This window comes from Virgibacillus carmonensis (assembly GCF_057836705.1).
The window spans coordinates 231,882-254,147 of record NZ_JBYQFJ010000003.1 but is presented as its reverse complement, the minus strand read 5'-3'; the positions used below and the strand labels follow the sequence as shown (position 1 = coordinate 254,147).

Below are 22,266 nucleotides of genomic sequence, written 5' to 3'. Positions count from 1 at the left end.
TTATCGCCAAGTACTATTGGCGAAGGCCGTAGTTTCTGAAATCTCATACATCCTTAAAATATAAAGGAAAAACACGAACTGGCTTAATTAGATCTGTCTTATCAGGGTGTTCCTGATAGATCGCTAGTATTTCCTTCTGATATAAAATAATAAATGGATTTGTTTTTAAGTCTATCATAGGTTTCGGAAGTTTTTGACCAAAAAGGACTTTTTTGGACATTTCCTCATCAACTGAGTAATAATCTAAATGTGATAAGCCTCTAATCATTGGTAACAAAAAATTTGTATGCTGCTGTACTTTTTCCTTTTCCTCTAATTGTTCAAAGGTAACTGTTTCTTCTTTCGAAAAGGATCCTGTTTCCGTTCTCACTAAATCAGACATGTGTGCTGGGTAACCAAGGGCTTTACCAATATCAACGCACAATGTTCGAATATATGTCCCCTTTGAGCAAACAATTTTAAGTTTGATACTGTTTTCTTTTGCATCTAATAGTTGTAATTGTTGGATACTTACTTCTCTTTTTGGCCGTTCAACTGCCTCGTTAGCACGCGCATATTCATACAGCTTCTTTCCATTGACCTTTACAGCCGAATACATTGGTGGAACCTGAACGATTCGCCCTTTAAACTTATTTAATACCATTTCAATTTCCTCTGATGAAGGTATACACTTAACTTCTTTCTTTTCTATTACCTTACCATGTGCATCCTCAGTGTCAGTAGAACTGCCCAGTTTGAGCTCGGCTATGTAGACTTTGCTTGTGTCAGTTAAATACGGGACAATTTTTGTGGCCTGTCCGATACAAATAGGAAGAACACCTTCTACTTCTGGATCCAGTGTTCCTGTATGCCCAACCTTTTTTGTTCGAAATAATCTTCTGATTTTTGCTACACAATCATGTGATGTCATCCCTCTAGGCTTCCATAATGGTAATATGCCATCCATTGAAATTGCCTCCATATCATTTGAGTAAATTGGCTCATCGCCAAGAAGTAATCGCGAAAGCTATCGTTTTTCCTCTACAAGGAAATTATATATGTTCTTAATACAAGGAAAAATCTGACCCTGCGTTGGTAGTGCAGGTGTCAGATCTCCAATTATGTCAGCATTACTTCTTATTCAAATCGCGTAATATACCTTCAATACGGTTTCCATATTCCAGTGCTTCATCAAATTCGAAAATAAGCTCTGGTGTTTTACGCAACCGAATTCTTTGCCCAATCTCCGACCGAATGAAGCCTTTAGCTTTTGCCAGACCCACCAGCGTTTCGTGTTTTTGTTTTTCATCCCCTAACACAGAGATGAAAATTTTTGCTTGTTGCAAATCGCCTGTTACCTCAACGTCAGTAATAGTAACAAAACCTATACGTGGATCCTTAAGTTTACGACTAATAATTTCACCGAGTTCCTTTTTCATTTGTTCTGCAACACGGTTTGCACGCACTTCACTCATTATTACAGTCACCTCTTAATTTGAAACAAGACATAATTGTTTTTCATAACTATGTCAACGTTTCTTATCATACTTTATTAAAAATTATATTCTTTCAACTTGCGTAATGGTACGTTCCATTTCCGAATAGTCGTCTATCACCCGAAATACTTCTTGGATAATTTGTTCTGCATGTGTATGACTAGTAGAAATTGTAACAATTCCAAATTTCGTTCGTTGCCATAGATCATGATAATCAAGCTCGGTAATCGCTATATTAAAGTCTTGCCTCAGCTTGCTCATAATTCTTTTTAAAACTGATCGCTTATCTTTCAAAGAATGCGTGTTGTACAACATACATTCTACTTCTGCCATTAGGATCATTTGCGTTCAATTTCCTGCATGACGTAAGCTTCAATTACATCGCCTTCTTTAATATCGTTAAAGTTTTTAACAGTAATACCACATTCATAACCTTGTGCTACTTCTTTGGCATCATCTTTGTAACGTTTTAACGTATCTAATTCACCTTCAAATTGTACAATACCATCGCGAATGACACGAATCCCTGAGTTACGTGTAATTTTACCATCTATCACATAACTTCCAGCGATTGTTCCAATTTTTGAAACCTTAAAGATTTCACGTACTTCAGCCTGCCCGACAACTTTTTCTTCATATTCCGGATCAAGCATACCTTTCATAGCAAATTCTACTTCTTCAATAACTTTGTAAATAACACGATGTAATCGTACATCTACTTTTTCGGAGTCCGCAGTCTTTTTAGCATTGACATCTGGACGCACATTAAAGCCAATTACAATCGCATTTGATGCCGATGCCAGAATGATATCGGATTCTGTTATTGCACCAACAGCTGTATGAATAATTTTAATCTTAACACCCTCTACCTCAATTTTTCGAAGAGAGCCTGCTAATGCTTCAGCAGATCCTTGAACATCTGCTTTGATAATAATGTTAATTTCCTTCATTTGCCCTTGTTTAATTTGTTCAAATAAATCATCTAAACTAACCTTTGTTTGTTCGCCACGATTTTCTTGAATATGTTTCTGTTGACGGGCTTCACCAATTTGGCGTGACTTTTTCTCATCATCAAACACAAGAAATTGATCGCCTGCTTGTGGTACATCATTTAATCCAGTTACTTCTACAGGAGTTGAAGGACCAGCTTCCTTAACACGCTTACCAAGGTCATTTACCATTGCACGAATTCGACCAAAGGTATTTCCGACAACAATAGAATCCCCTACTCGTAATGTACCATTTTGAACGAGTAACGTTGCAACTGAACCTCTACCTTTATCCAGCTGGGCATCAATAACTGTTCCGAACGCATTTGATTTAGGATTTGCTTTCAATTCCTCCACTTCAGATACAAGCAAAATCATTTCTAATAAATCATCAATACCTTCTCGCTTAACAGCAGAAAGTTGAACAAAAATAGTATCTCCGCCCCAGTCCTCTGGAACAAGTTCATACTCTGTTAACTCTTGCATAACACGATCAGGATTAGCGCCTTCTTTATCCATTTTATTTACCGCAATAATAATTGGTACTTCGGCTGCTTTTGCATGGTTAATCGCTTCAACTGTCTGTGGCATTACACCATCATCAGCTGCAACAACCAAAATAGCTATATCGGTAACTTGAGCTCCTCTTGAACGCATACTTGTAAATGCCGCATGGCCAGGTGTATCAAGAAAAGTTACTTTTTTCCCATCATTTTCTACTTGGTAAGCACCAATATGTTGTGTGATTCCTCCTGCTTCACCTTCTGTTACTTTAGTATGGCGAATGGAATCAAGTAACGTCGTTTTACCATGGTCAACATGTCCCATAATTGTTACTACAGCAGGTCGTTCTTGTAAATCACTTATGTTATCTTCTTGTTTATATTTATCAAAATTTGTGTCTTCTAGAATAAATTCCTTCTCAACCGCGACATCAAAATCACCACATAATAATTCAACAGTTTCATCATCAAGATCTTGGTTTTTCGTAGCCATAACACCAAGGCCCATCAATTTTTTGATAATTTCTGCTTCTTTTTTGTTCAATTTAGCAGCGAGCTCGCTTACAGTTAGTGTTTCACTATACTTAATCTCTTTAGGCATTTCCTTTATAACTGGTTGTTGCTTTGGAGCTGAATAGTTGTTCCCTTTTTTATTCCGATGTTTACTTGATTGATTTCTGTTGTTTGGCTGATTTCTATTATTTTTTTGATTTGATTGCTGGTTTGAAGGTTTCCCTTTATTTTCTTGCTTTTTCACATTTTTATTCTCAGATTTGTTATTAGTGTTAGATGTGGTTGATTGTTGTTTAGTTTTGAATTTATCATCTAACTTACCTTTTATATCGTCTGAAATAGTAGACATGTGATTTGATACTTCTACATTTACTTCCTTTAACTTTTGAATGACATCTTTGCTTGTCGTATTTTGTTGCTTAGCATATTCATATACGCGCATTTTAGTCATACGTTCACCCCCGAATTTAATTATCGAGTAACGACTTTATCTTAGCGGCAAAACCTGCATCTAAAATTGCAATTGCTACTCTTTCTGATTTACCAATAGCGTTTGACAACGTCTCTTTGTCATCTACTATTCGTAAAGGTATTTCATACGTGTTACATTTATCTGTGATTTTTTTACTTGTCTGTGGGCCAGTATCGCTCGCTAATAAAACAAGTTTCGCTCGTTTCTTTCTTATATCTTTAACTACTTCTTCACCAAGCGAACATTTTCTGGCGCTATAAGCCAGACCAATCATATTCAAATAATTATTTTTCATGGTTATTTCCTGAAATTAGTTGCTTAAGGTCATCGAAAATAGATGCATCAACTTCAGTGTTTAAATGACGATTTAGCACATTATTTTTTTCAGCTTTTTCAATAACACTTAGATCTCTCGATAAATATGCGCCACGGCCATTTTTCTTTCCCGTTTCATCCACAAAAACCTCTCCATCCTTATTACGTACAATACGGATCAGTTCTTTTTTAGATTTCATTTCGTTTGTTACGATACATTTACGCTGTGGAACTTTTCTTGCTTGTGCCATTGGTCATCCTCCTTATTCAAACAGTTCTTCATCATCGTCAGAATAAGTGCTGCTCTCATCAGTTGAATTATTCAGTAAACCTTCTTCTAACGCTTCAGATTCACTTTTGATATCAATTTTCCAACCGGTTAGCTTTGCAGCTAATCGAGCGTTTTGTCCACGCTTACCGATTGCAAGTGATAATTGGTAATCAGGTACAATAACCGTTGTAGCTTTCGCTTCTTCATTTATTAGCACTGCAACCACTTTAGAAGGACTCAGTGCGTTTGAAACATATACGACTGGATCATCTGACCATTCTACAACATCAATTTTTTCACCTTTAAGTTCATTAACAATAGCTTGCACACGCTGTCCTCTTTGGCCTACGCATGAACCAACAGGATCTACTTCTGGATCACTAGCGTAAACAGATATTTTAGAACGGTCTCCTGCCTCACGTGCAACTGACTTAATTTCAACAGTGCCATCATATATTTCAGGTACTTCCATTTCAAATAACCGTTTCAGTAGCCCTGGATGTGATCTGGAAATATATATTTGTGGACCTTTGCTCGTGTTCTCCACTTTCGTAACAAAAACTTTTAAACGATCATGGACATTGTATTCTTCAACTGACATCTGTTCAGCTTCCGGTAATTTAGCCTCAATTTTCCCTAAATTCACATATACAAAACGTGGGTCCAGGCGTTGAATGATACCTGTCATTACGTCTTCTTCCCGATCTGCATATTCACTAAAAATTACGCCACGCTCTGCTTCACGCACACGTTGTGTAACTACCTGTTTTGCAGCTTGGGCAGCAATTCTCCCAAAATCCTTTGGTGTTACTTCAAGTTCAATAATATCCTCAATTTCATAGTTAGGGTCTATCTGTTTTGCCTCTTCTAAAGAGATTTCCTCTTGTAAATCTTCAGCTGCTTCTACAACTGTTTTTCTTGAAAACACACGCATTGTTCCTGCTTTTTCATCTAAATCTACTCGCACATTTGATGCTGATTTAAAGTTTTTCTTATAAGCGGAAATCAAAGCTGCTTCAAGAGCTTCTAATAATATCTCTTTATTAATACCTTTTTCCTTTTCCAAATAATCAATCGCATCAAACAACTGACTGTTCACTATTCTATTCCCCCTTATAACGTAACTGCTATTCTTGCTTTAGCTATTTTAGTAAACGGAATTTCAACTACTTTTTGTCTAGTTTTCACTTTGTATTCTATATGTGCAATTTTATTGGTGAAATCTTTTAGGGTTCCTTCATACTCTTTAGCGCCATCAATAGGTTCATATAGCTTTACAAAAACATTTTTATTTAGGTTTTTTTCGAAATCAGCTTCTGTTTTCAGTGGACGTTCTACTCCTGGAGATGAAACTTCCAAAAAGTAAGCATCTGTGACTGGATCTGTTTCATCTAACTTCTCACTTAACTGCTCTGAAACCTCTCCACACTCAGCTATATCGATTCCACCTTCTTTATCAATATAGACACGTAGAAACCAATTTTTACCTTCTTTTACATATTCAACATCAACTAGTTCCAGATTTTTTTCTTCTAAAATCGGTTGCAACAGACTTTCAGTATTTTTAATTACTTGGGAACTCAAAACAATCCTCCTCTATTCAGTTGTATTTATTTCTTATTATGAACAAAACTACCAATTTTCATTTCAATCCTTATGTTTTTTCAAAATAAACCCCTTGCCTGATAATGTGGCAAGGGGAATCACTAAAGTAGGATGGTAGGATGAAGAAAGAGTGGGGATCTCCCACTCTTTTAACCGTTCGTATCATTCTTACCTTTAAAACTATATCACAATTCTATCCCTGAAGCAAGGCACCCGCTATTGATAAAGGTTTCTAAAATAATGATAGCTGGTTTTTATCAGCCATACCCTTTAAACATCCGTGATTATCTAAGTACTCTAATACAGTTTTTGATATCTTGCTTCGCTCCCTGAGATCCTCTTTAGATAAGAATTCTCCTTCTGCACGAGCTTTTACAATGTTTAGTGCTGCATTAGTACCAAGACCATCTACTGCATTAAATGGTGGAATTAGTGTATCACCATCTACTATAAATTCAGTTGCACTTGATTTATATAAATCAACCCGTTGAAGACGCATGCCACGTTCATTCATTTCTAATGCAATTTCTAATACAGTCATTAAGCTTTTTTCTTTTGGACTAGCATCATTACCCTTTATTGCAATTCCATCTACACGCTCGCGAATGGCACTTGATCCTTTGACCATTGTATCCAAGTCAAAATCACTAGCTCGTACTGTGAAGTATGCTGCATAAAAGAAAATTGGATGATGAACCTTAAAGTAAGCTATTCGAACTGCCATCAGAACATATGCTGATGCGTGTGCTTTTGGAAACATGTACTTAATTTTTTTACATGAATCAATATACCAATCAGGTACACCATGCTTTTTCATTTCAGTAATCCACTCATCTTGCAGGCCTTTTCCTTTTCGAACAAACTCCATTATCTTAAAGGCAAGTGATGCATCTAAACCTTTATGCATCAAGTAAACCATAATATCATCACGGCACCCAATTACATCTGGAAGTTTACAGATACCATCATTTATCAGTTCTTGGGCATTTCCAAGCCATACATCTGTACCATGTGAAAGTCCTGAGATAATTACAAGTTCTGCAAACGTATTTGGTTTTGTGTCTTCAAGCATTTGTCTAACAAATTTTGTACCGAATTCAGGTACACCTAATGTCCCCGTTTTACAATTTATTTGCTCTTCTGAAACGCCAATAGATTCTGTACCGGAGAATAGTTTCATAACTCCCGCATCATCTGTTGGAATGGTTTTTGGATCAATCCCACTTAAATCCTGAAGCATACGTATAACAGTAGGATCATCATGTCCAAGTATATCAAGCTTCAACAAATTATCATGAATGGAGTGAAAATCAAAATGTGTTGTCTTCCAGTCACTATTACGATCATCTGCTGGAAATTGAATTGGTGTGAAATCAAATATTTCTTTATCATCTGGTACAACAATAATTCCGCCCGGATGCTGTCCTGTGTTTCGTTTAACCCCGGTACACCCTTGAACCAAGCGGTCAACCTCAGCATTTTTATAAACCAGTTGTTTGTCCGAAGCATAGCCTTTCACATATCCATAGGCCGTTTTATCAGCAATCGTACCAATTGTTCCAGCACGATACACATTGTCCTCACCAAACAGCTCTTTTGTGTAATTATGTGCCTTGGGTTGATACTCACCGGAAAAGTTCAAATCAATATCTGGTACTTTATCGCCTTTGAAACCTAGAAACGTTTCAAAGGGAATATCGTGACCATCCTTATTTAATTCAATGTTGCAAGTAGGACAGAATTTATCAGGTAAATCAAATCCGCTTCCTGCTGATCCATCCGTAATAAATTCATAGTGATGACATTTTTCACACACATAATGTGGCGGTAAAGGATTCACCTCTGTAATCTCTGTCATGGTCGCAACAAATGAGGAACCAACTGACCCCCTTGACCCAACTAAATATCCATCATCTAATGATTTTTTAACTAGTTTATGAGAAATAAGATAAATAACTGCAAACCCATGTCCAATAATACTGGTTAATTCTTTTTCTAAGCGCTCTACTACTAGTTTGGGCAATGATTCCCCGTATAATGATTTTGCCCGATTATAGCTTAAATCACGAATTTCCTGGTCTGCGCCCTCAATTGTTGGAGTATATAAATCATCTTTCACTGGTGATATCTCTTCAATTGAGTCAGCCAGCTTATTTGTGTTCGTTACTACAATCTCTTTTCTCGTTTCATCATTTAAGAAATGAAAGCTACCTACCATTTCATTTGTCGTTCTAAATGGTGTATCTGGTAACGTCTGCCGCGCTAACGGATTACCGTTTTGTGAAGAAATCAATATTTGTCTATACAATTTTTCGTGATCATTTATATAATGAACATTTCCTGTTGCCACTACTAACTTGTCCATCCGTTTTCCCATATCAACTAAGTTTGAAATGATATCAAAAATTTGCGCCTCGTTTTGTACTAATTCTTTTTCAATTAAATGGGCGTAATTAGCTGGGGGTTGAACTTCAATATAATCGTAAAATTCAGCAACCCTTTCTGCTTCCTCCTTTGACTTTTGCATCATGGTCTCAAACACTTCACCTTTATCACAAGCAGAGCCAACTAATAAACCGGATCGAAGTTTTTGTAGCATTGATCTTGGAATTCGTGGCACCCGGTAAAAGTAATCAATATGTGCATGGGATACCAATTTGTAAATGTTTTTTAATCCTTCTTGGTTTTTGGCAAGTAAGATACAATGCTGTGGGCGTGAACGCTGATATGCATTTCCTTCACCCATATGATTATTTAAGTGACTGTGATTAGTTATGTCTTTTTCCAGCAAATCCTGTACAAGCTTCCATAATAGGTAGCTTGTTGCCTCGGCATCATAAATGGCACGATGGTGCTGTGTTAATTCGATATCCAATTTTTTACACAGTGTGTTTAAACGGTGGTTTTTTAATTCAGGAAATAAAAACCGTGCTAGTTCTAATGTATCAACTACTGGGTTTGCTGATTTGCCATAGTTAATTTTTTTATAACCCTCATTTAGAAAGCCCATGTCAAAACTTGCATTATGAGCAACAAGAATGTCATTCTCTGCCCATTCCCGAAATTCAACCAACACATCCCCGATTTCTGGCGCATCACGAACCATATCATCTGTTATTCCTGTTAAGTCCACAGTTGTTTCAGATAATGGATGGTGTGGATTTGCAAACCTTTCAAAGCGGTCAATGATTTCCCCATTTTTTATTTTAACTCCAGCGAGTTCGATAATGGTATCATAAACTGCCGATAACCCAGTGGTTTCAACGTCAAATACAACATAAGTTGCATCTTCTAACTGAATACTACTTTCGTTATACGCAATAGGAACACCATCATCCACTAAATTTGCTTCCACGCCGTATAGTATTTTAATTCCATTTTTCGTCCCTGCTGCGTGAGCTTCAGGATATGCCTGGACGCCGGCATGGTCTGTTATAGCTATTGCTTTATGCCCCCATTTTGCTGCTTGTTCCACTAATCTACCAGGGGAAACGACCGCATCCATTTGACTCATCGTTGTATGGGCATGCAATTCCACACGTTTCGCGTCATCTGGCGCATTATCTGACTTTGTCTCTACTTTAACTTCTAGGATGTCATTTGCCATCATAGCGAGTTCATTCGTATACATGTCAGTTTGTATACTACCACGCGCTTTGACCCACATACCTTTTTTCAGCTGCTCAAACTTTTCAACGTCGTCATCATTCTTAGAGAACATTTTAATTTGTAAGGAGTCTGTATAGTCTGTTGCTTTAGCAATCAACAAGCTTCGACCTGAACGCAACTTACGAATATCCACAAAGAAAACATAGCCCTGTACCGTAACACGACGTTCTTCATCTTGTATCAATTCCATTTCCATCGGTTCATCAGGAATGCCATACCCAATTGAAAATGGTTTATTCTGTACTTTATCTAAACTATTTTTCTCACGTTTTTCTTTTTCAATCACGGTTTTTAATATAATTTCTTGATCTTCTTTAGCTTTTTGGTTGCGAAAATCCTGTAAGTCTTTATCCTCTGTTTTTACATTGATCTCTAATTGATAAGCCCGACTACCAATTTTGACACAATACGCCCTAAAGGCTGCTTCCAACCGTTTTCTTAATGCGGCGGCCTCTGCCTCATTTCTAGCAGTAATAGTCAGCCTATTACTTTGAACGGTAGGAATCTGATTGTGAATTAAATCCTTATAAGCTGGAGAAATATTTGAGATTGATTGCAAAAAATTCTGCCAATAATCACATATGTAAGTATCATTTTCATCTTTATTTACTGTATAAAAAGTCCAATCTACCTGAGCAATTTCATTAAATGAGTCGTTTAGTTTTGTTGTTAAAACTTGATACACTTCGACAGGAAGCATTTTTCCAATTTGTATATGGAAATGCCATTTTTTTAATTGCTTAAATACTTCGAGACGAATTAACTGACTATCCTTAAAATAATTACTTATATCATTTTCAGATAGTTGCAGTTGCTTTAACAACACATCCATTTTTTCTGCTTTTGATAATTCCATTCCCTGTTTCCCCCAATACAGCATACAGACTACAGAAAAGTACTAACACTTGAACCCCCGAAACGAATAGAATCTGGATTTAAGAACTAAATTCAAGTTTTGAAAACCCTTGTCTGATAGCCTTAGACAAGGGTTTTCTATTACTTTACTATAGGTTTGCTTTTCCTCATTCTTATAAGAATAATCGTTGAATATCGTTCCACGTAACAACAATCATTAGTAACATTAATAGCGCAAAACCAATAAAGTGTACAATACCCTCTTTTTGTGGATCTATTGGTTTACCACGTATCGCTTCAATTCCAACAAATAATAAACGACCACCATCAAGTGCAGGTAATGGCACTAAATTCACAATTCCTAAGTTTATACTTAATATTGCAGTCCACATTAGAAAGTTCATGAACCCTGTTTGTACAACCTGATCTGTAGCATCATAAATTCCTACTGGGCCAGATAACATGTCAATGGAGAATTGGCCAGTAACTAACATGCCTAAGTTCGTTAAAATAAGTTTTGTTATGTCATACGTTTGTGTAAAACTGTATTGGATTGTATTGGTAAATGATTTTTCAAACGCTTGACCGACACCAATTTGTCCAATAGTCCCACCTTGTGCTTTTATTTCACGTGGTACAACGGTAACATCAACAATTTCCCCACCACGTTCTACCTTCATGGATAATGATTCTTCAGGGTTATCCCGAACTATTTGTGTGAATTCTTCCCAAGTACTAATCGAATTACCCTCGACTTCAACTATCTCATCGCCCTTTTGAAATCCTGCTTCAGCAGCAGGACTATTTGGTTGAATTCCATCAAGTTGTGCTTGCTCAGTCGGAACTCCTTGAATAAAACCTAAAATAAGAAATATAAACATCGCTAAAAGGAAGTTCATCATTGGTCCAGCGAATAATTGCATCGCTCGTTTTCCAATACTTTTAGAAGCAAATTGGCGATTATAAGGAGCAATTTGTGTTTCTTTTTCATCCATTACAAAGAACGCTTTTGGATCTACATTAAATCGTAATCGTTCTTCTTCATCAATCTCATAACCTTCAATAATCAAATCATGATCTAAATCTGCACGTTCTACCTCTATCACGCGGGCGTTTGGGTGTTTAGACTTGTTATTTACAATTATTTTGTTAACTTTATCTTCATTATTAAACTCAATGCCAATATGGTGACCTGGTTTTAATTCTACAATTTCTGGATCTTCACCAGCCACACGAACGTATCCACCTACAGGAAGTAATCGTATCGTGTAAACTGTCTCGTTTTTGGTAAAAGCAAATATTTTAGGACCAAACCCAATTGCAAATTCACGAGCCAACATGCCAGCACGTTTTGCAAAAATTAAATGGCCTAACTCATGGATGAACACGAGTAAACCAAACATAAAAATAAACGCAATAACTGTGGTCAAATAAAGCACCTTCCTTTGATGAATATCAAGCATTTTCCCTTTGTCACCTAAGTTTAACCTTTACCTATTCTAGCATTCAAATCATTTGCAAATGGATTAATTAAATGAAATGAATAAAATGAAGCAGAGGTAAAACAAATAATAAACTATCCAGTCGATCTAGGATACCTCCGTGACCGGGGAGTAAGTCACCTGAGTCCTTCACACCATAGTGGCGTTTAAAAGCTGACTCGACTAGATCCCCAATTTGTCCAAATATTGATACTAGAATGGTTACACCAATAACGATAATTAAGGAATGTGGGAAAGGAGTTAACGTGTGAAACACAATTCCAACTACTACAGAAATTAAAATGCCACCTATTGCTCCCTCGATGGTCTTATTTGGGCTGATCATCGGCCATAATTTTCTTTTTCCAAAAGCCCGTCCAAAAAAGTATGCACCTGAGTCCGTTGCCCAAATAACTAATAATACATAAAAGATATTCATTAACCCTTCAAAATCATCCCATTTTCTTGTTTCAATGAGATAAAAGAATCCCATACCTACGTATATAGTTGAAAGCATTATAAATCCAGCATCTTCAAATGTGAATTTATTCTTTACTAATACAGTATAAGATAATAATAGCATCGCAAACAACATAATAATTTCAGATTTTGTAAACCAAACTACTGGAACAATATCTGCTGTAACTGGTAGTAATATGAGCCATAAAATAACTACAGCTAGGACTGCTGGCACAGAATATTTACCCACTTTTCTCATACGTAACAGTTCAATCAAAGCAATCGTTGCTAGTAGATAAACAAATATTTGAAATGGTAGTCCACCTATATAAACTAAAGGTACAAATACAATTAATGCTAAAATTGCAGTTTGAATTCGTTGCTTCATCTTTTGTTCAACACCTTAAATACCTCCATAGCGTCTTTTCCGTTGTTGATAATCATGGAGGGCTCTTTTGAATACTTCTTCACTAAAATCTGGCCATAATACATCCGTAAACCAAAATTCTGCATAAGCCAATTGCCATAATAAAAAATTACTCAGCCGTTGCTCACCACTTGTACGAATTAATAAATCCGGGTCTGATAACCCCTTTGTATACAAGTATTTCGAAAAGGTTTCTTCATCTAATTGTTCAATGCTCAGATCTGTATTTTCTATATCAGCATACACTTGTTTAATCGCTCGCATTATCTCAAATCTACTACCATAGTTTAAAGCAAAGTTTAATAATAAGCCATCATTATCCTTTGTTTGTTCTTTAGCATACTGAATTGCATCTTTTGTGTGTACTGGTAGCCCATCAAATTCACCAATCGTATCAATACGAACGTTTTTTTCAATTAATTCGGGTAAGTACGTATGTAAAAACTCTTTTGGCAGCTTCATTAGGAATTCGACTTCAGATTTAGGTCTTTTCCAATTTTCAGTTGAAAAGGCATATAGTGTAAGGATTTCTACTTTGTAATGGGTTGCAGATCGAACAATTTCTTTAACAACATTCATGCCTTCCTTGTGCCCGGCAATTCTAGGAAGTCCACGTTTTTTTGCCCAACGCCCATTTCCATCCATAATTATTGCTACATGTCTTGGTATATTTGTCGTTTCTACTTTGCATGAATCATCTGGTTCTTCTTGCTTATTTTTAAAAAAAGGAAGTCTCATTGACATAATTTGTCCTCCGAATACGATTGATTGTGTATATACAATCCTTTCCATTTTCATCAATATGTCGGATAAAAGAATTATATGATTGTTATAGCTATTTATTTGATAAGTTTCCATTATATCATGATTACCTAGATTTATTATAACGATTTAGTAAAAAAACAAATACCCCCTAAATTAGGGGGCAATATCATGTTGTTTGTACTGTATGCTATACTTCCATAATTTCTTTTTCTTTATTTTTTGCTACCTGATCGACCTCATTGATGTTGTTGTCTGTTTCTTTTTGTACATTATCTTGTGCGTTTCTTAATTCGTCTTCAGTAAGTTCGCCACTTTTTTCAGCTTTTTTAAGCTGGTCATTTGATTCACGACGAATATTTCTTACTTGTACACGTGCTTCCTCTGCATATTTTCCTACCACTTTAACTAAATCTTTCCGACGTTCTTCAGTTAGTGCCGGGATAGCAATACGAATGATGTTTCCATCACTTGAAGGTGAAATGCCTAAATCTGCTTTTTGAATTGCTTTTTCGACATCACCGATTGAAGATTTATCAAATGGTGTTATAACTAACATTCTAGCTTCTGGAGCAGATATGGTTGCTAATTGATTTAGTGGTGTTGAAGCACCATAATATTCTACATATACACTATCAAGTAATGATGGATTAGCTCTGCCTGCTCTTACTGTTGCTAAGTTTTTTGAAAATGCTTGTACAGCATGTGTCATTTTGTCACGCGTTTGATTTATAATCGTATCAGACATTATTTTTTCCCCCTAATCGTGGTTCCAATTATTTCACCTTGTACAACTCGCTTTATATTGCCTTCATCTGTTATGGAAAATACAACTAACGGTATGTCGTTATCCATACAAAGTGATGATGCCGTAGAGTCCATCACACCTAAACCTTCATTTATCATATCTAAATAGGATAAATTTTCGTATTTTGTAGCGTCTTTATTTAATTTAGGATCGTCTGTATAGACCCCGTCCACGTTATTCTTCGCCATTAGTATTACTTCTGCTTCAATTTCTGCTGCTCTTAGTGCTGCAGTTGTGTCTGTAGAAAAATATGGATTTCCGGTACCAGCTGCAAATATGACAACACGTTTCTTTTCTAAATGTCGAATTGCTTTCCTGCGAATATATGGTTCTGCAACCTGACGCATTTCAATTGAAGTTTGTACCCTAGTAGGTATTCCAATATTTTCTAAACTATCTTGAAGGGCAAGTGAATTCATTACCGTTGCTAACATCCCCATATAATCAGCATTCGCACGGTCCATTCCCATTTCACTTCCGACCTTACCACGCCAGATGTTACCTCCGCCTACAACTACGGCGACTTCAACGCCTAATTCGGCTACACCTTTTATCTGTTCTGCTACAGACTGGACGACATTTGGATCAAGTCCATACCCTTGGTCCCCACTTAATGCCTCACCACTTAATTTCAACACAATTCTACGGTAACGAGCTGCTGTCATAATAACCTCCATAGAAATTTTATAATTTTTAAATCAATATTCTTAGAAAAAGGGAACATCATGTGTTCCCTTATCTTGTTAAATTATTGATTATTCATTTGGTTTCTAACTTCTTCTGCAAAGTTATCTTCGCGTTTTTCCATTCCTTCGCCAACTTCATAACGGACAAACGTTTTTACTGTAGCACCTTTATCAGATACGTATTTTTTAACTTTTTGATCTGGATCTTTAACAAAGTTTTGTTCCAATAAACAAATGTCTTCAAAGAATTTACCCAAACGACCTTCAACCATTTTTTCTACAATATTTTCTGGTTTTCCTTCATTTAACGCTTGTGTTTTTAATACTTCACGTTCGCGGTTAACTTCGTCTTCAGAAACAGCGTCCCGGGATACATGAAGCGGGTTTGCCGCTGCAACATGCATTGCAACATCTTTTGCTACTTGCTCATCAGTTGTACCTTCAAGAAGGGTTAAAACACCAATCCGCCCCCCCATATGGAGGTATGAACCGAATGAATCGTTGTCTGTTTTGGTTAAAATCACAAAACGACGCAACGAAATCTTTTCACCAATTTTTGCTACAACAGAATTGATATAAGTTTCTACGCTATTACCTTCGCCGTCCATATCCTGTTGTAATGCTTCTTCAACTGATGAAGGCTTGTTTATAATAATGTGATTTCCTAATTTAGTTAACAGCGATTTAAATTGATCGTTTTTAGTAACAAAGTCTGTTTCGCAGTTAACTTCTATTAATGCAGCAACGTTGTTATCAACTTCAACATGTGTCAATCCTTCGGCAGCAATACGATCTGATTTTTTCGCAGCTTTCGCTACACCTTTTTCGCGTAAATAATCAATTGCTTGTTCAATATTACCGTCAGTTTCTGTAAGTGCCTTTTTACAATCCATCATTCCAGCACCAGTTTTTTCGCGTAATTCTTTCACCATTTGTGCAGTAATTGCCATTATTAGTCCTCCTCATAATAGTTGAATATACTAGTTAAATATCCCTTTAAAAAAGGTGATAAAAGGCTTATCCCCTTATCACCTAGTCTTTTACATTACTATTCTTTGTCTGCTTCTACTGGCTCTGCAGATTCTTCTTCGTTTGCAACTCTTTCAGCTTCTTCACTTTGTTTAACTTCAATAATAGCATCAGCCATTTTAGAAGTAAGAAGTTTTACTGCACGAATTGCGTCATCATTTGCTGGGATAACGTAATCAATTTCATCAGGGTCACAGTTAGTGTCAACGATTCCGATGATTGGAATGTTTAATTTATGTGCTTCAGCGATCGCAATGCGTTCTTTACGTGGATCAATAACGAACATAGCATCAGGAAGCTTTTTCATTTCCTTGATTCCACCTAGGAACTTCATTAAACGGTCTTTTTCTTTTAATAAGTTTACAACTTCTTTTTTCGGTAGTACTTCAAACGTTCCATCTTCTTCCATACGCTCGATATTCTTAAGGCGCGTAATACGTTTACGAATTGTCTGGAAGTTTGTTAGTGTACCACCTAACCAGCGTTGGTTTACAAAGAACATGCCAGAACGTGTCGCTTCATCACGGACAGAATCCTGTGCTTGTTTTTTAGTTCCTACAAAAAGAACTGTACCACCATTTGCTGCGATTTCCTTTACATATTTGTATGCTTCATCAACCTTCTTAACTGTTTTTTGCAGGTCAATGATGTAGATGCCGTTACGCTCAGTAAAGATGTATTTTTTCATCTTTGGATTCCAACGGCGAGTCTGATGTCCAAAATGTACACCAGCTTCAAGTAATTGCTTCATAGAAATTACTGACATAATAAATTCCTCCTATTGGTTTTTTTCCTCCGTCTGTTTCATTTTTATATAAGGACCACGTTATTAGGCACCTCTTACATAAATCGACAGACGTGTGTGGTTAGACATGTTTACAAGATTAAAGTAAACATAGTATTTGCACCATGAATTAATATATCATAAGGATGTTAAGCTAGCAAGTACTAATACGACTTTTTTGCATGTAATTTTATAATTAAGTCCACTTCTGTTCTACCACTATTCAACTTTCGAGCAATTTCCTCATTAGACATACCTAGACCATGCATATGAAGAATATTCGCTTGTAAAGATGTTTCATAGTGTACATCATCCTCGACTTCCGGGGTGGTGTATATATCTTGTGCTCCGTTTATTTCCACTTCTTCCTTAATTTCTGAGTCTGGGTAAGGTTCATTAGGTACATTGTGTTGTTCGTTCTCTAGTAACGTTTCTTCCAAGCGTTTATTTTCTTCCTTAATTTCTGCCAAATACACCTCAAAAATTTCCATCATATCTTGAGGTGAGCTTGCTTGGTTAGGAAGTTGTATTTGTCTATATAATTGATAAACTGCAATAAAAGTAACAATATGCAATAAAAAACTTATGATTAGTAAAAATGATGTCATGTAATCCCTTCAATCCGCTAAGCGTACACATCAGCTTCACTTTTAATGCCTCGTACACAGAAAACCATTCATTCAGGTATCTTAGCTAACGTATTTTTAAGTTTGAAGATAGCCTTTTTATGTATTTGTGAAATTCTAGATGTCGTCAATTCTAGTACTTGTCCAATTTCAGTCAATGTCAATTCTTCATTATAAAATAAACTTATAACCATTTGTTCGTTCGTATTTAATGATTTTATACTTGCTGCTAATTCTTTATTAACCTCACTTGTTATTAAACGATTATCTGGTGAGGAGGAAATATCATCAGCGATTGAATAGCCAATCCCCTCTTTGGGATCACTATAGCCATCTTTAGACTTTTCTTCAATAGATAATACATTAGCAAAAAGAGAATCCTTTGTATGTGTTTCAACTTCTTGACTCGTCATGTCTAATTCTTTTGCAATCTCATTGGAAGAGGGTGTACGTTGGTAAATTTGCTCAAGTTGCCCAGAAACCTGTTCGATTTTTTTAGTTTTTTCACGAATTGACCTAGGCAACCAATCTTCTTTTCTAAGCCCATCAATAATAGCACCTCTGATACGAAATGAGGCATACGTGTCAAACTTTAAGTCTCTACTTGGTTCGAATTTCTTGAGTGCATCATATAACCCCAATAATCCAAAACTTTTCAGGTCATCCTTATTTACATTTTTAGGTAAATGAGTTGCTATCCGCTCAACATGAAAACTCACTAGATACATATAATTTTTGATGAGTTCATTAGCAGCATTCGAGTCGTGACTGGATAACCAATTTTCCCATAATTGTTTCTTTAGAGGAGATTTATCCGTATTCATATTATATGCTCCTCCCTTTTGTTCATTTTTAAGAAAGCTATTACCGCACTTTAAATATATACTTCCCCTTTATGAACGGTACGTACTTTAAGTTTACCTGAAACAGGATCAAATTCAATCGTTCTACCACAATTTCCACCTACATCTGAGGAAATAATTGGTATTTGATGTTCGATCAATTTTTCCTCTACCGCTTCCACGTTTCTAGGTCCTATTCGCATCATGTTAGATGAAGTGGTAAATTGAAACATTTGAGACCCTCCAGCTAATTTTGCTTGAAGTGCTTTTTTCTGTATTCCACATGCGGTTAGTTGATTTATCAGGCTATCAATAGCGGTGTCCGCATATTTGTATTGATTTAAATTATCTCTTTTTCCTATTGATGAATCAGGTAGCATAATATGTGCTAATCCTGCTATTCTTTTTTGCAAATCAAATAGTATCACACCAACACATGATCCTAGTCCTGATGTTCTTATAATATCAGGTTCTTGTGCTATTTTTAAATCTGCAATTCCTACTTTTATGACTGTCTTCATTTCATTCATGGTCACTAATTCCTAATGATTCAAATATTTGGTCAAACGATTCTGGGTCCGGTAATAAAAAAAACTTACCATGTACACCATTTGATGTCAGCTTTTCATTGATGGTTGTATCAATAATAATGGCGTAATCCATAACCTGAGAGAGTTCCAATAATCCTGCCGTCAATATTGCACCTGCCATATCAATACTTAAAGAAGGAACAGATGGTTGCATATTTATACTTGTAAAATCAGATAGTGCAGATAAATAAGAACCAGCTAAAATGTTGCCTGCCTCTTGTAGTGCAGATATAGCAAGTTCATTTGGAGGCTTGTCCCCAAAAAGCCTAAACTGCGAATCTGAAGTGATTTGTCTAACCAAGTTTTCTGCCTCTGGTACTGTTAGTATAAAAAAGACAGTTCCTGGTGCATTTCCTTGAATGCGGATCATGATTGCAACGATCAAATGTTCAGGACCACCTATCAAGTCTATTACCTCGTCAAACTCGATAATTTTAACAGACGGCACGTACATATCTATCTTTTTATTCAGTAATTTTGACATGGATGTTGCGGCATTGCCTGCTCCAATATTTCCAATCTCTTGTAACAAATCCATTTGTGCGTTAGATAGTCCATTAGTAAAATCCAAGTTGATTAACCTTCCACACTATGTAATGCATCCACTTCGTCGTGGGAAAGAACTTTTTGTAAATCTAATAAAATCAGTAAGCGATCTTTTAATTTAGCTACACCCTCAATGTAGTCAACGTCAACAGTCCCAACCACTTCTGGAGCTGGTTCGATTGAACTTTCTGGAATATCAATTACATCGTTTGCTGAATCAACAATCAGCCCTACTTCCAGTTCATTCATATAGACTATTATGATCCTTGTGGAATCTTGATAGTCTATTGGTTCTATGCCAAAACGAATACGTAAGTCAATAATTGGTGTAACAACCCCCCGAAGATTAATGACACCTTTCACAAATTCTGTAGTTTGTGGAACGCGCGTAATTGGTTGCATCCGCTCAATTGATCCTACCTGCTGGACCGAAACAGCATATTCTTCATCATTAAGTTGAAACACAATTACTTTTTTATCCAAAATAGTTTGGTTTTCCATTTTTCTTCCTCCTCAATTATGATGCATTATCTAACTAACGCATTGCTATCGATAATTAGTGCGATCTGTCCATCACCAAGTATCGTAGCTCCTGAAATTGCAAATGCATTTGTTAAATAGTTACCTAATGACTTCAATACTACTTCTTGCTGACCAATAAATGAATCTACCACAAGTCCAGCAGTTTTTTCACCCTTCTTAACAATTACGACAGATACATAGTCTGTATCATTTATAACTGCATCTGACACTGCAAAAATATCATTTAAAAAGGCTAATGGTACTACCTTCCCTCTAAAATCAATTACTTTTTTATTGTGTGCCTGCATAATTTGATCTTTATGGATAATAGCTGTCTCAATAATAGCTGATAATGGAATTGCATATTTCTCATCTTTAAGTTCTACTAGGAGTACAGCCATGATAGATAGTGTCAAAGGTAATTGAATAGAGAAAGTAGACCCTTTTCCTAGTTTTGCATCTATTGCAATACTGCCTCCGAGTGATTCAATGGTATTTTTCACTACATCTAGACCAACACCACGACCAGATATATCAGAAATCGTATCAGCAGTTGAAAATCCGCTCGCCATGATAAGTTCATAAACTTGCTGGTCTGCCAAAGTTTCTGCTTGATTTTTTGTAATTATCCGATTTGAAATTGCCTTATTTAAAACTTTATCTTTATTAATGCCAGCTCCATCATCAGAGATTTCAATAAATACATGATTACCACTATGGTACGCGTGAAGCTTGATTGTTCCTTGTTCAGTTTTCCCTTTATCTTTTCTGACATTTGGAGCTTCAATCCCATGATCCATCGCATTTCGTATTAAATGAACAAGTGGATCTCCAATTTCATCGATAACTGTCCGGTCCAATTCAGTTTCAGCTCCGACAATTTCAATGTCAACATTTTTACTGAGATCGCGTGCTAACTGTCTAATCATCCGTGGAAAACGACTGAAGACTTGTTCAACTGGCACCATGCGCATTGTTAAAATTATATTCTGTAAATCACTAGATACTCTTGACATTCTTTCCACTGTATCTTGTAAATCATTGTGATTTAATTCAGAGGAAATTTGTTCTAATCTTCCACGATCAATAACCAATTCTTCAAACAAATTCATCAAAATATCTAAACGCTCAATATTGACTCTAATTGTTTTGCTGGAAGAACTTTTCTTTTTAACTGTTGGTAAATCTGATTTTTCTTCTAAAGTTGAACTTGACTGAAGCTTACCTTCAACAACATCTGATACTTTTTGTTGTTGTTTTTCTTTATATGCTTGAACAGAAAATGTATTAACAATTACCTCATCAACTTCAGAAACCTTATTAATACTAGAAGCAATATCACTTTTTAAGCTTTCTGAGATAAATAAAACAGTGAAGGAATGGTTGAAATTTTCTTCCTCTAAATCATTTACAGGAGGTTCTGACTTGATGACTTCCCCAAGTTTTTCAAGTACCTCAAAAATCATAAAGACTCGAGCACCTTTTAAAAGACAATCTTCCCTTAGGTGAACTGTGATTTCATAATTTGTATACCCACGTTCAACTGATTCATTTAAAATGGAAAGTTCAAATTCGTCTAATGAGGAGATACGCAGCAGGGAGTTTGTCTCCTCATTTTGACCTGAAGAATTCTTTTTTGGTGTGGAAACAACATGATCACCCTTTTCTATTTTCTTTAGATTATCGATAATTTGTTCCACATCCCGCTTACCGTTTCCACCACCTGCAATACTTTCAACCATTGTATTTAAATGATCAACTGATTCAAATAAAACATCCATGGTTTCCGTTTTAATTATGATCTTGTCATACCGTATTCCATCAAATACATTCTCAAGTTGATGTGTTAAATTCGCTAAATCATTAAACCCCATTGTTGCAGACATACCTTTTAGTGTGTGAGCTGATCGAAATATCTCATTAATAATTGATTTTTCTGTTGGATTCTTTTCAAGTGCCAATAATTGTTTATATAATGATTCAAGATGTTCATTACTTTCATCTAAAAAAACATCCAAATATTGTGTTGTATCCATT

The 22,266-nt window shown here is 36.0% G+C and carries 22 protein-coding genes; all 22 read right to left on the bottom strand.

What is annotated here, in order from left to right; translation table 11 throughout:
• Positions 1–43: 43 nt before the first annotated feature.
• Positions 44–946: a tRNA pseudouridine(55) synthase TruB gene (gene truB, locus AC3G7N_RS03950; RefSeq protein WP_489420837.1), complete on the bottom strand. Its 903-nt coding sequence runs from the start codon at positions 944–946 to the stop codon at positions 44–46.
• A 163-nt stretch (positions 947–1,109) separates the two neighbouring features.
• Positions 1,110–1,454, bottom strand: coding sequence for a 30S ribosome-binding factor RbfA (gene rbfA / locus AC3G7N_RS03945; protein ID WP_489420836.1), 345 nt, complete (start codon positions 1,452–1,454; stop codon positions 1,110–1,112).
• 84 nt (positions 1,455–1,538) lie between these two features.
• Positions 1,539–1,808, bottom strand: coding sequence for a DUF503 domain-containing protein (locus AC3G7N_RS03940; protein WP_489420835.1), 270 nt, complete (start codon positions 1,806–1,808; stop codon positions 1,539–1,541).
• Between the two features lie 5 nt (positions 1,809–1,813).
• A complete protein-coding gene (gene infB, locus AC3G7N_RS03935) occupies positions 1,814–3,931 on the bottom strand; it encodes a translation initiation factor IF-2 (RefSeq protein ID WP_489420834.1) in 2,118 nt (705 codons plus the stop codon).
• A gap of 16 nt (positions 3,932–3,947) precedes the next feature.
• A complete protein-coding gene (locus tag AC3G7N_RS03930) occupies positions 3,948–4,247 on the bottom strand; it encodes a L7Ae/L30e/S12e/Gadd45 family ribosomal protein (protein ID WP_489420833.1) in 300 nt (99 codons plus the stop codon).
• On the bottom strand, positions 4,237–4,518 hold the full coding sequence (gene rnpM / locus AC3G7N_RS03925) for an RNase P modulator RnpM (RefSeq protein WP_489420832.1): 282 nt from the start codon (positions 4,516–4,518) through the stop codon (positions 4,237–4,239). The genes AC3G7N_RS03930 and rnpM overlap by 11 nt, the downstream gene beginning before the upstream one ends.
• Positions 4,519–4,530: 12 nt before the next feature.
• Positions 4,531–5,637, bottom strand: a complete 1,107-nt coding sequence (gene nusA / locus AC3G7N_RS03920; protein ID WP_489420831.1) for a transcription termination factor NusA — start codon at positions 5,635–5,637, stop codon at positions 4,531–4,533.
• Between the two features lie 14 nt (positions 5,638–5,651).
• Positions 5,652–6,122 carry a ribosome maturation factor RimP gene (gene rimP / locus AC3G7N_RS03915; RefSeq protein WP_489420830.1) on the bottom strand — a complete coding sequence of 157 codons (471 nt, stop codon included), beginning with the start codon at positions 6,120–6,122 and terminating at the stop codon, positions 5,652–5,654.
• A 253-nt stretch (positions 6,123–6,375) separates the two neighbouring features.
• Positions 6,376–10,668, bottom strand: coding sequence for a PolC-type DNA polymerase III (locus AC3G7N_RS03910; protein WP_489420829.1), 4,293 nt, complete (start codon positions 10,666–10,668; stop codon positions 6,376–6,378).
• Between the two features lie 172 nt (positions 10,669–10,840).
• Positions 10,841–12,097, bottom strand: coding sequence for an RIP metalloprotease RseP (gene rseP, locus AC3G7N_RS03905; RefSeq protein WP_489420828.1), 1,257 nt, complete (start codon positions 12,095–12,097; stop codon positions 10,841–10,843).
• A 100-nt stretch (positions 12,098–12,197) separates the two neighbouring features.
• Positions 12,198–12,995, bottom strand: a complete 798-nt coding sequence (locus tag AC3G7N_RS03900; RefSeq protein WP_489420827.1) for a phosphatidate cytidylyltransferase — start codon at positions 12,993–12,995, stop codon at positions 12,198–12,200.
• Positions 12,996–13,010: 15 nt separating this feature from the next.
• Entirely contained in the window at positions 13,011–13,778 is a 768-nt protein-coding gene (gene uppS / locus AC3G7N_RS03895; RefSeq protein WP_489420826.1) for an undecaprenyl pyrophosphate synthase, read from the bottom strand.
• 208 nt (positions 13,779–13,986) lie between these two features.
• A complete protein-coding gene (gene frr / locus AC3G7N_RS03890; protein ID WP_489420825.1) occupies positions 13,987–14,544 on the bottom strand; it encodes a ribosome recycling factor in 558 nt (185 codons plus the stop codon).
• Positions 14,544–15,269 carry a UMP kinase gene (pyrH, locus tag AC3G7N_RS03885; protein WP_489420824.1) on the bottom strand — a complete coding sequence of 242 codons (726 nt, stop codon included), beginning with the start codon at positions 15,267–15,269 and terminating at the stop codon, positions 14,544–14,546. Before pyrH ends, frr begins: the two co-directional genes overlap by 1 nt.
• An 83-nt stretch (positions 15,270–15,352) precedes the next feature.
• Positions 15,353–16,240, bottom strand: a complete 888-nt coding sequence (gene tsf, locus AC3G7N_RS03880; protein WP_489420823.1) for a translation elongation factor Ts — start codon at positions 16,238–16,240, stop codon at positions 15,353–15,355.
• Positions 16,241–16,338: 98 nt separating this feature from the next.
• Positions 16,339–17,085, bottom strand: a complete 747-nt coding sequence (gene rpsB, locus AC3G7N_RS03875) for a 30S ribosomal protein S2 (RefSeq protein WP_489420822.1) — start codon at positions 17,083–17,085, stop codon at positions 16,339–16,341.
• A 182-nt stretch (positions 17,086–17,267) separates the two neighbouring features.
• The gene (locus tag AC3G7N_RS03870) at positions 17,268–17,711 is read right to left on the bottom strand and encodes a hypothetical protein (protein WP_489420821.1); all 444 of its coding nucleotides are present in this window, start codon (positions 17,709–17,711) and stop codon (positions 17,268–17,270) included.
• Positions 17,712–17,779: 68 nt separating this feature from the next.
• Complete coding sequence (locus tag AC3G7N_RS03865; protein WP_489420820.1) at positions 17,780–18,553, bottom strand: FliA/WhiG family RNA polymerase sigma factor; 774 nt, start codon at positions 18,551–18,553, stop codon at positions 17,780–17,782.
• A 50-nt stretch (positions 18,554–18,603) separates the two neighbouring features.
• The gene (locus AC3G7N_RS03860) at positions 18,604–19,101 is read right to left on the bottom strand and encodes a chemotaxis protein CheD (RefSeq protein WP_489420819.1); all 498 of its coding nucleotides are present in this window, start codon (positions 19,099–19,101) and stop codon (positions 18,604–18,606) included.
• Entirely contained in the window at positions 19,094–19,732 is a 639-nt protein-coding gene (locus AC3G7N_RS03855; RefSeq protein ID WP_489420818.1) for a chemotaxis protein CheC, read from the bottom strand. The genes AC3G7N_RS03860 and AC3G7N_RS03855 overlap by 8 nt, the downstream gene beginning before the upstream one ends.
• Positions 19,733–19,737: 5 nt before the next feature.
• Entirely contained in the window at positions 19,738–20,208 is a 471-nt protein-coding gene (locus tag AC3G7N_RS03850) for a chemotaxis protein CheW (RefSeq protein ID WP_489420817.1), read from the bottom strand.
• A 26-nt stretch (positions 20,209–20,234) separates the two neighbouring features.
• Entirely contained in the window at positions 20,235–22,265 is a 2,031-nt protein-coding gene (locus tag AC3G7N_RS03845) for a chemotaxis protein CheW (protein ID WP_489420816.1), read from the bottom strand.
• Between the last annotated feature and the right edge of the window lies 1 nt (position 22,266).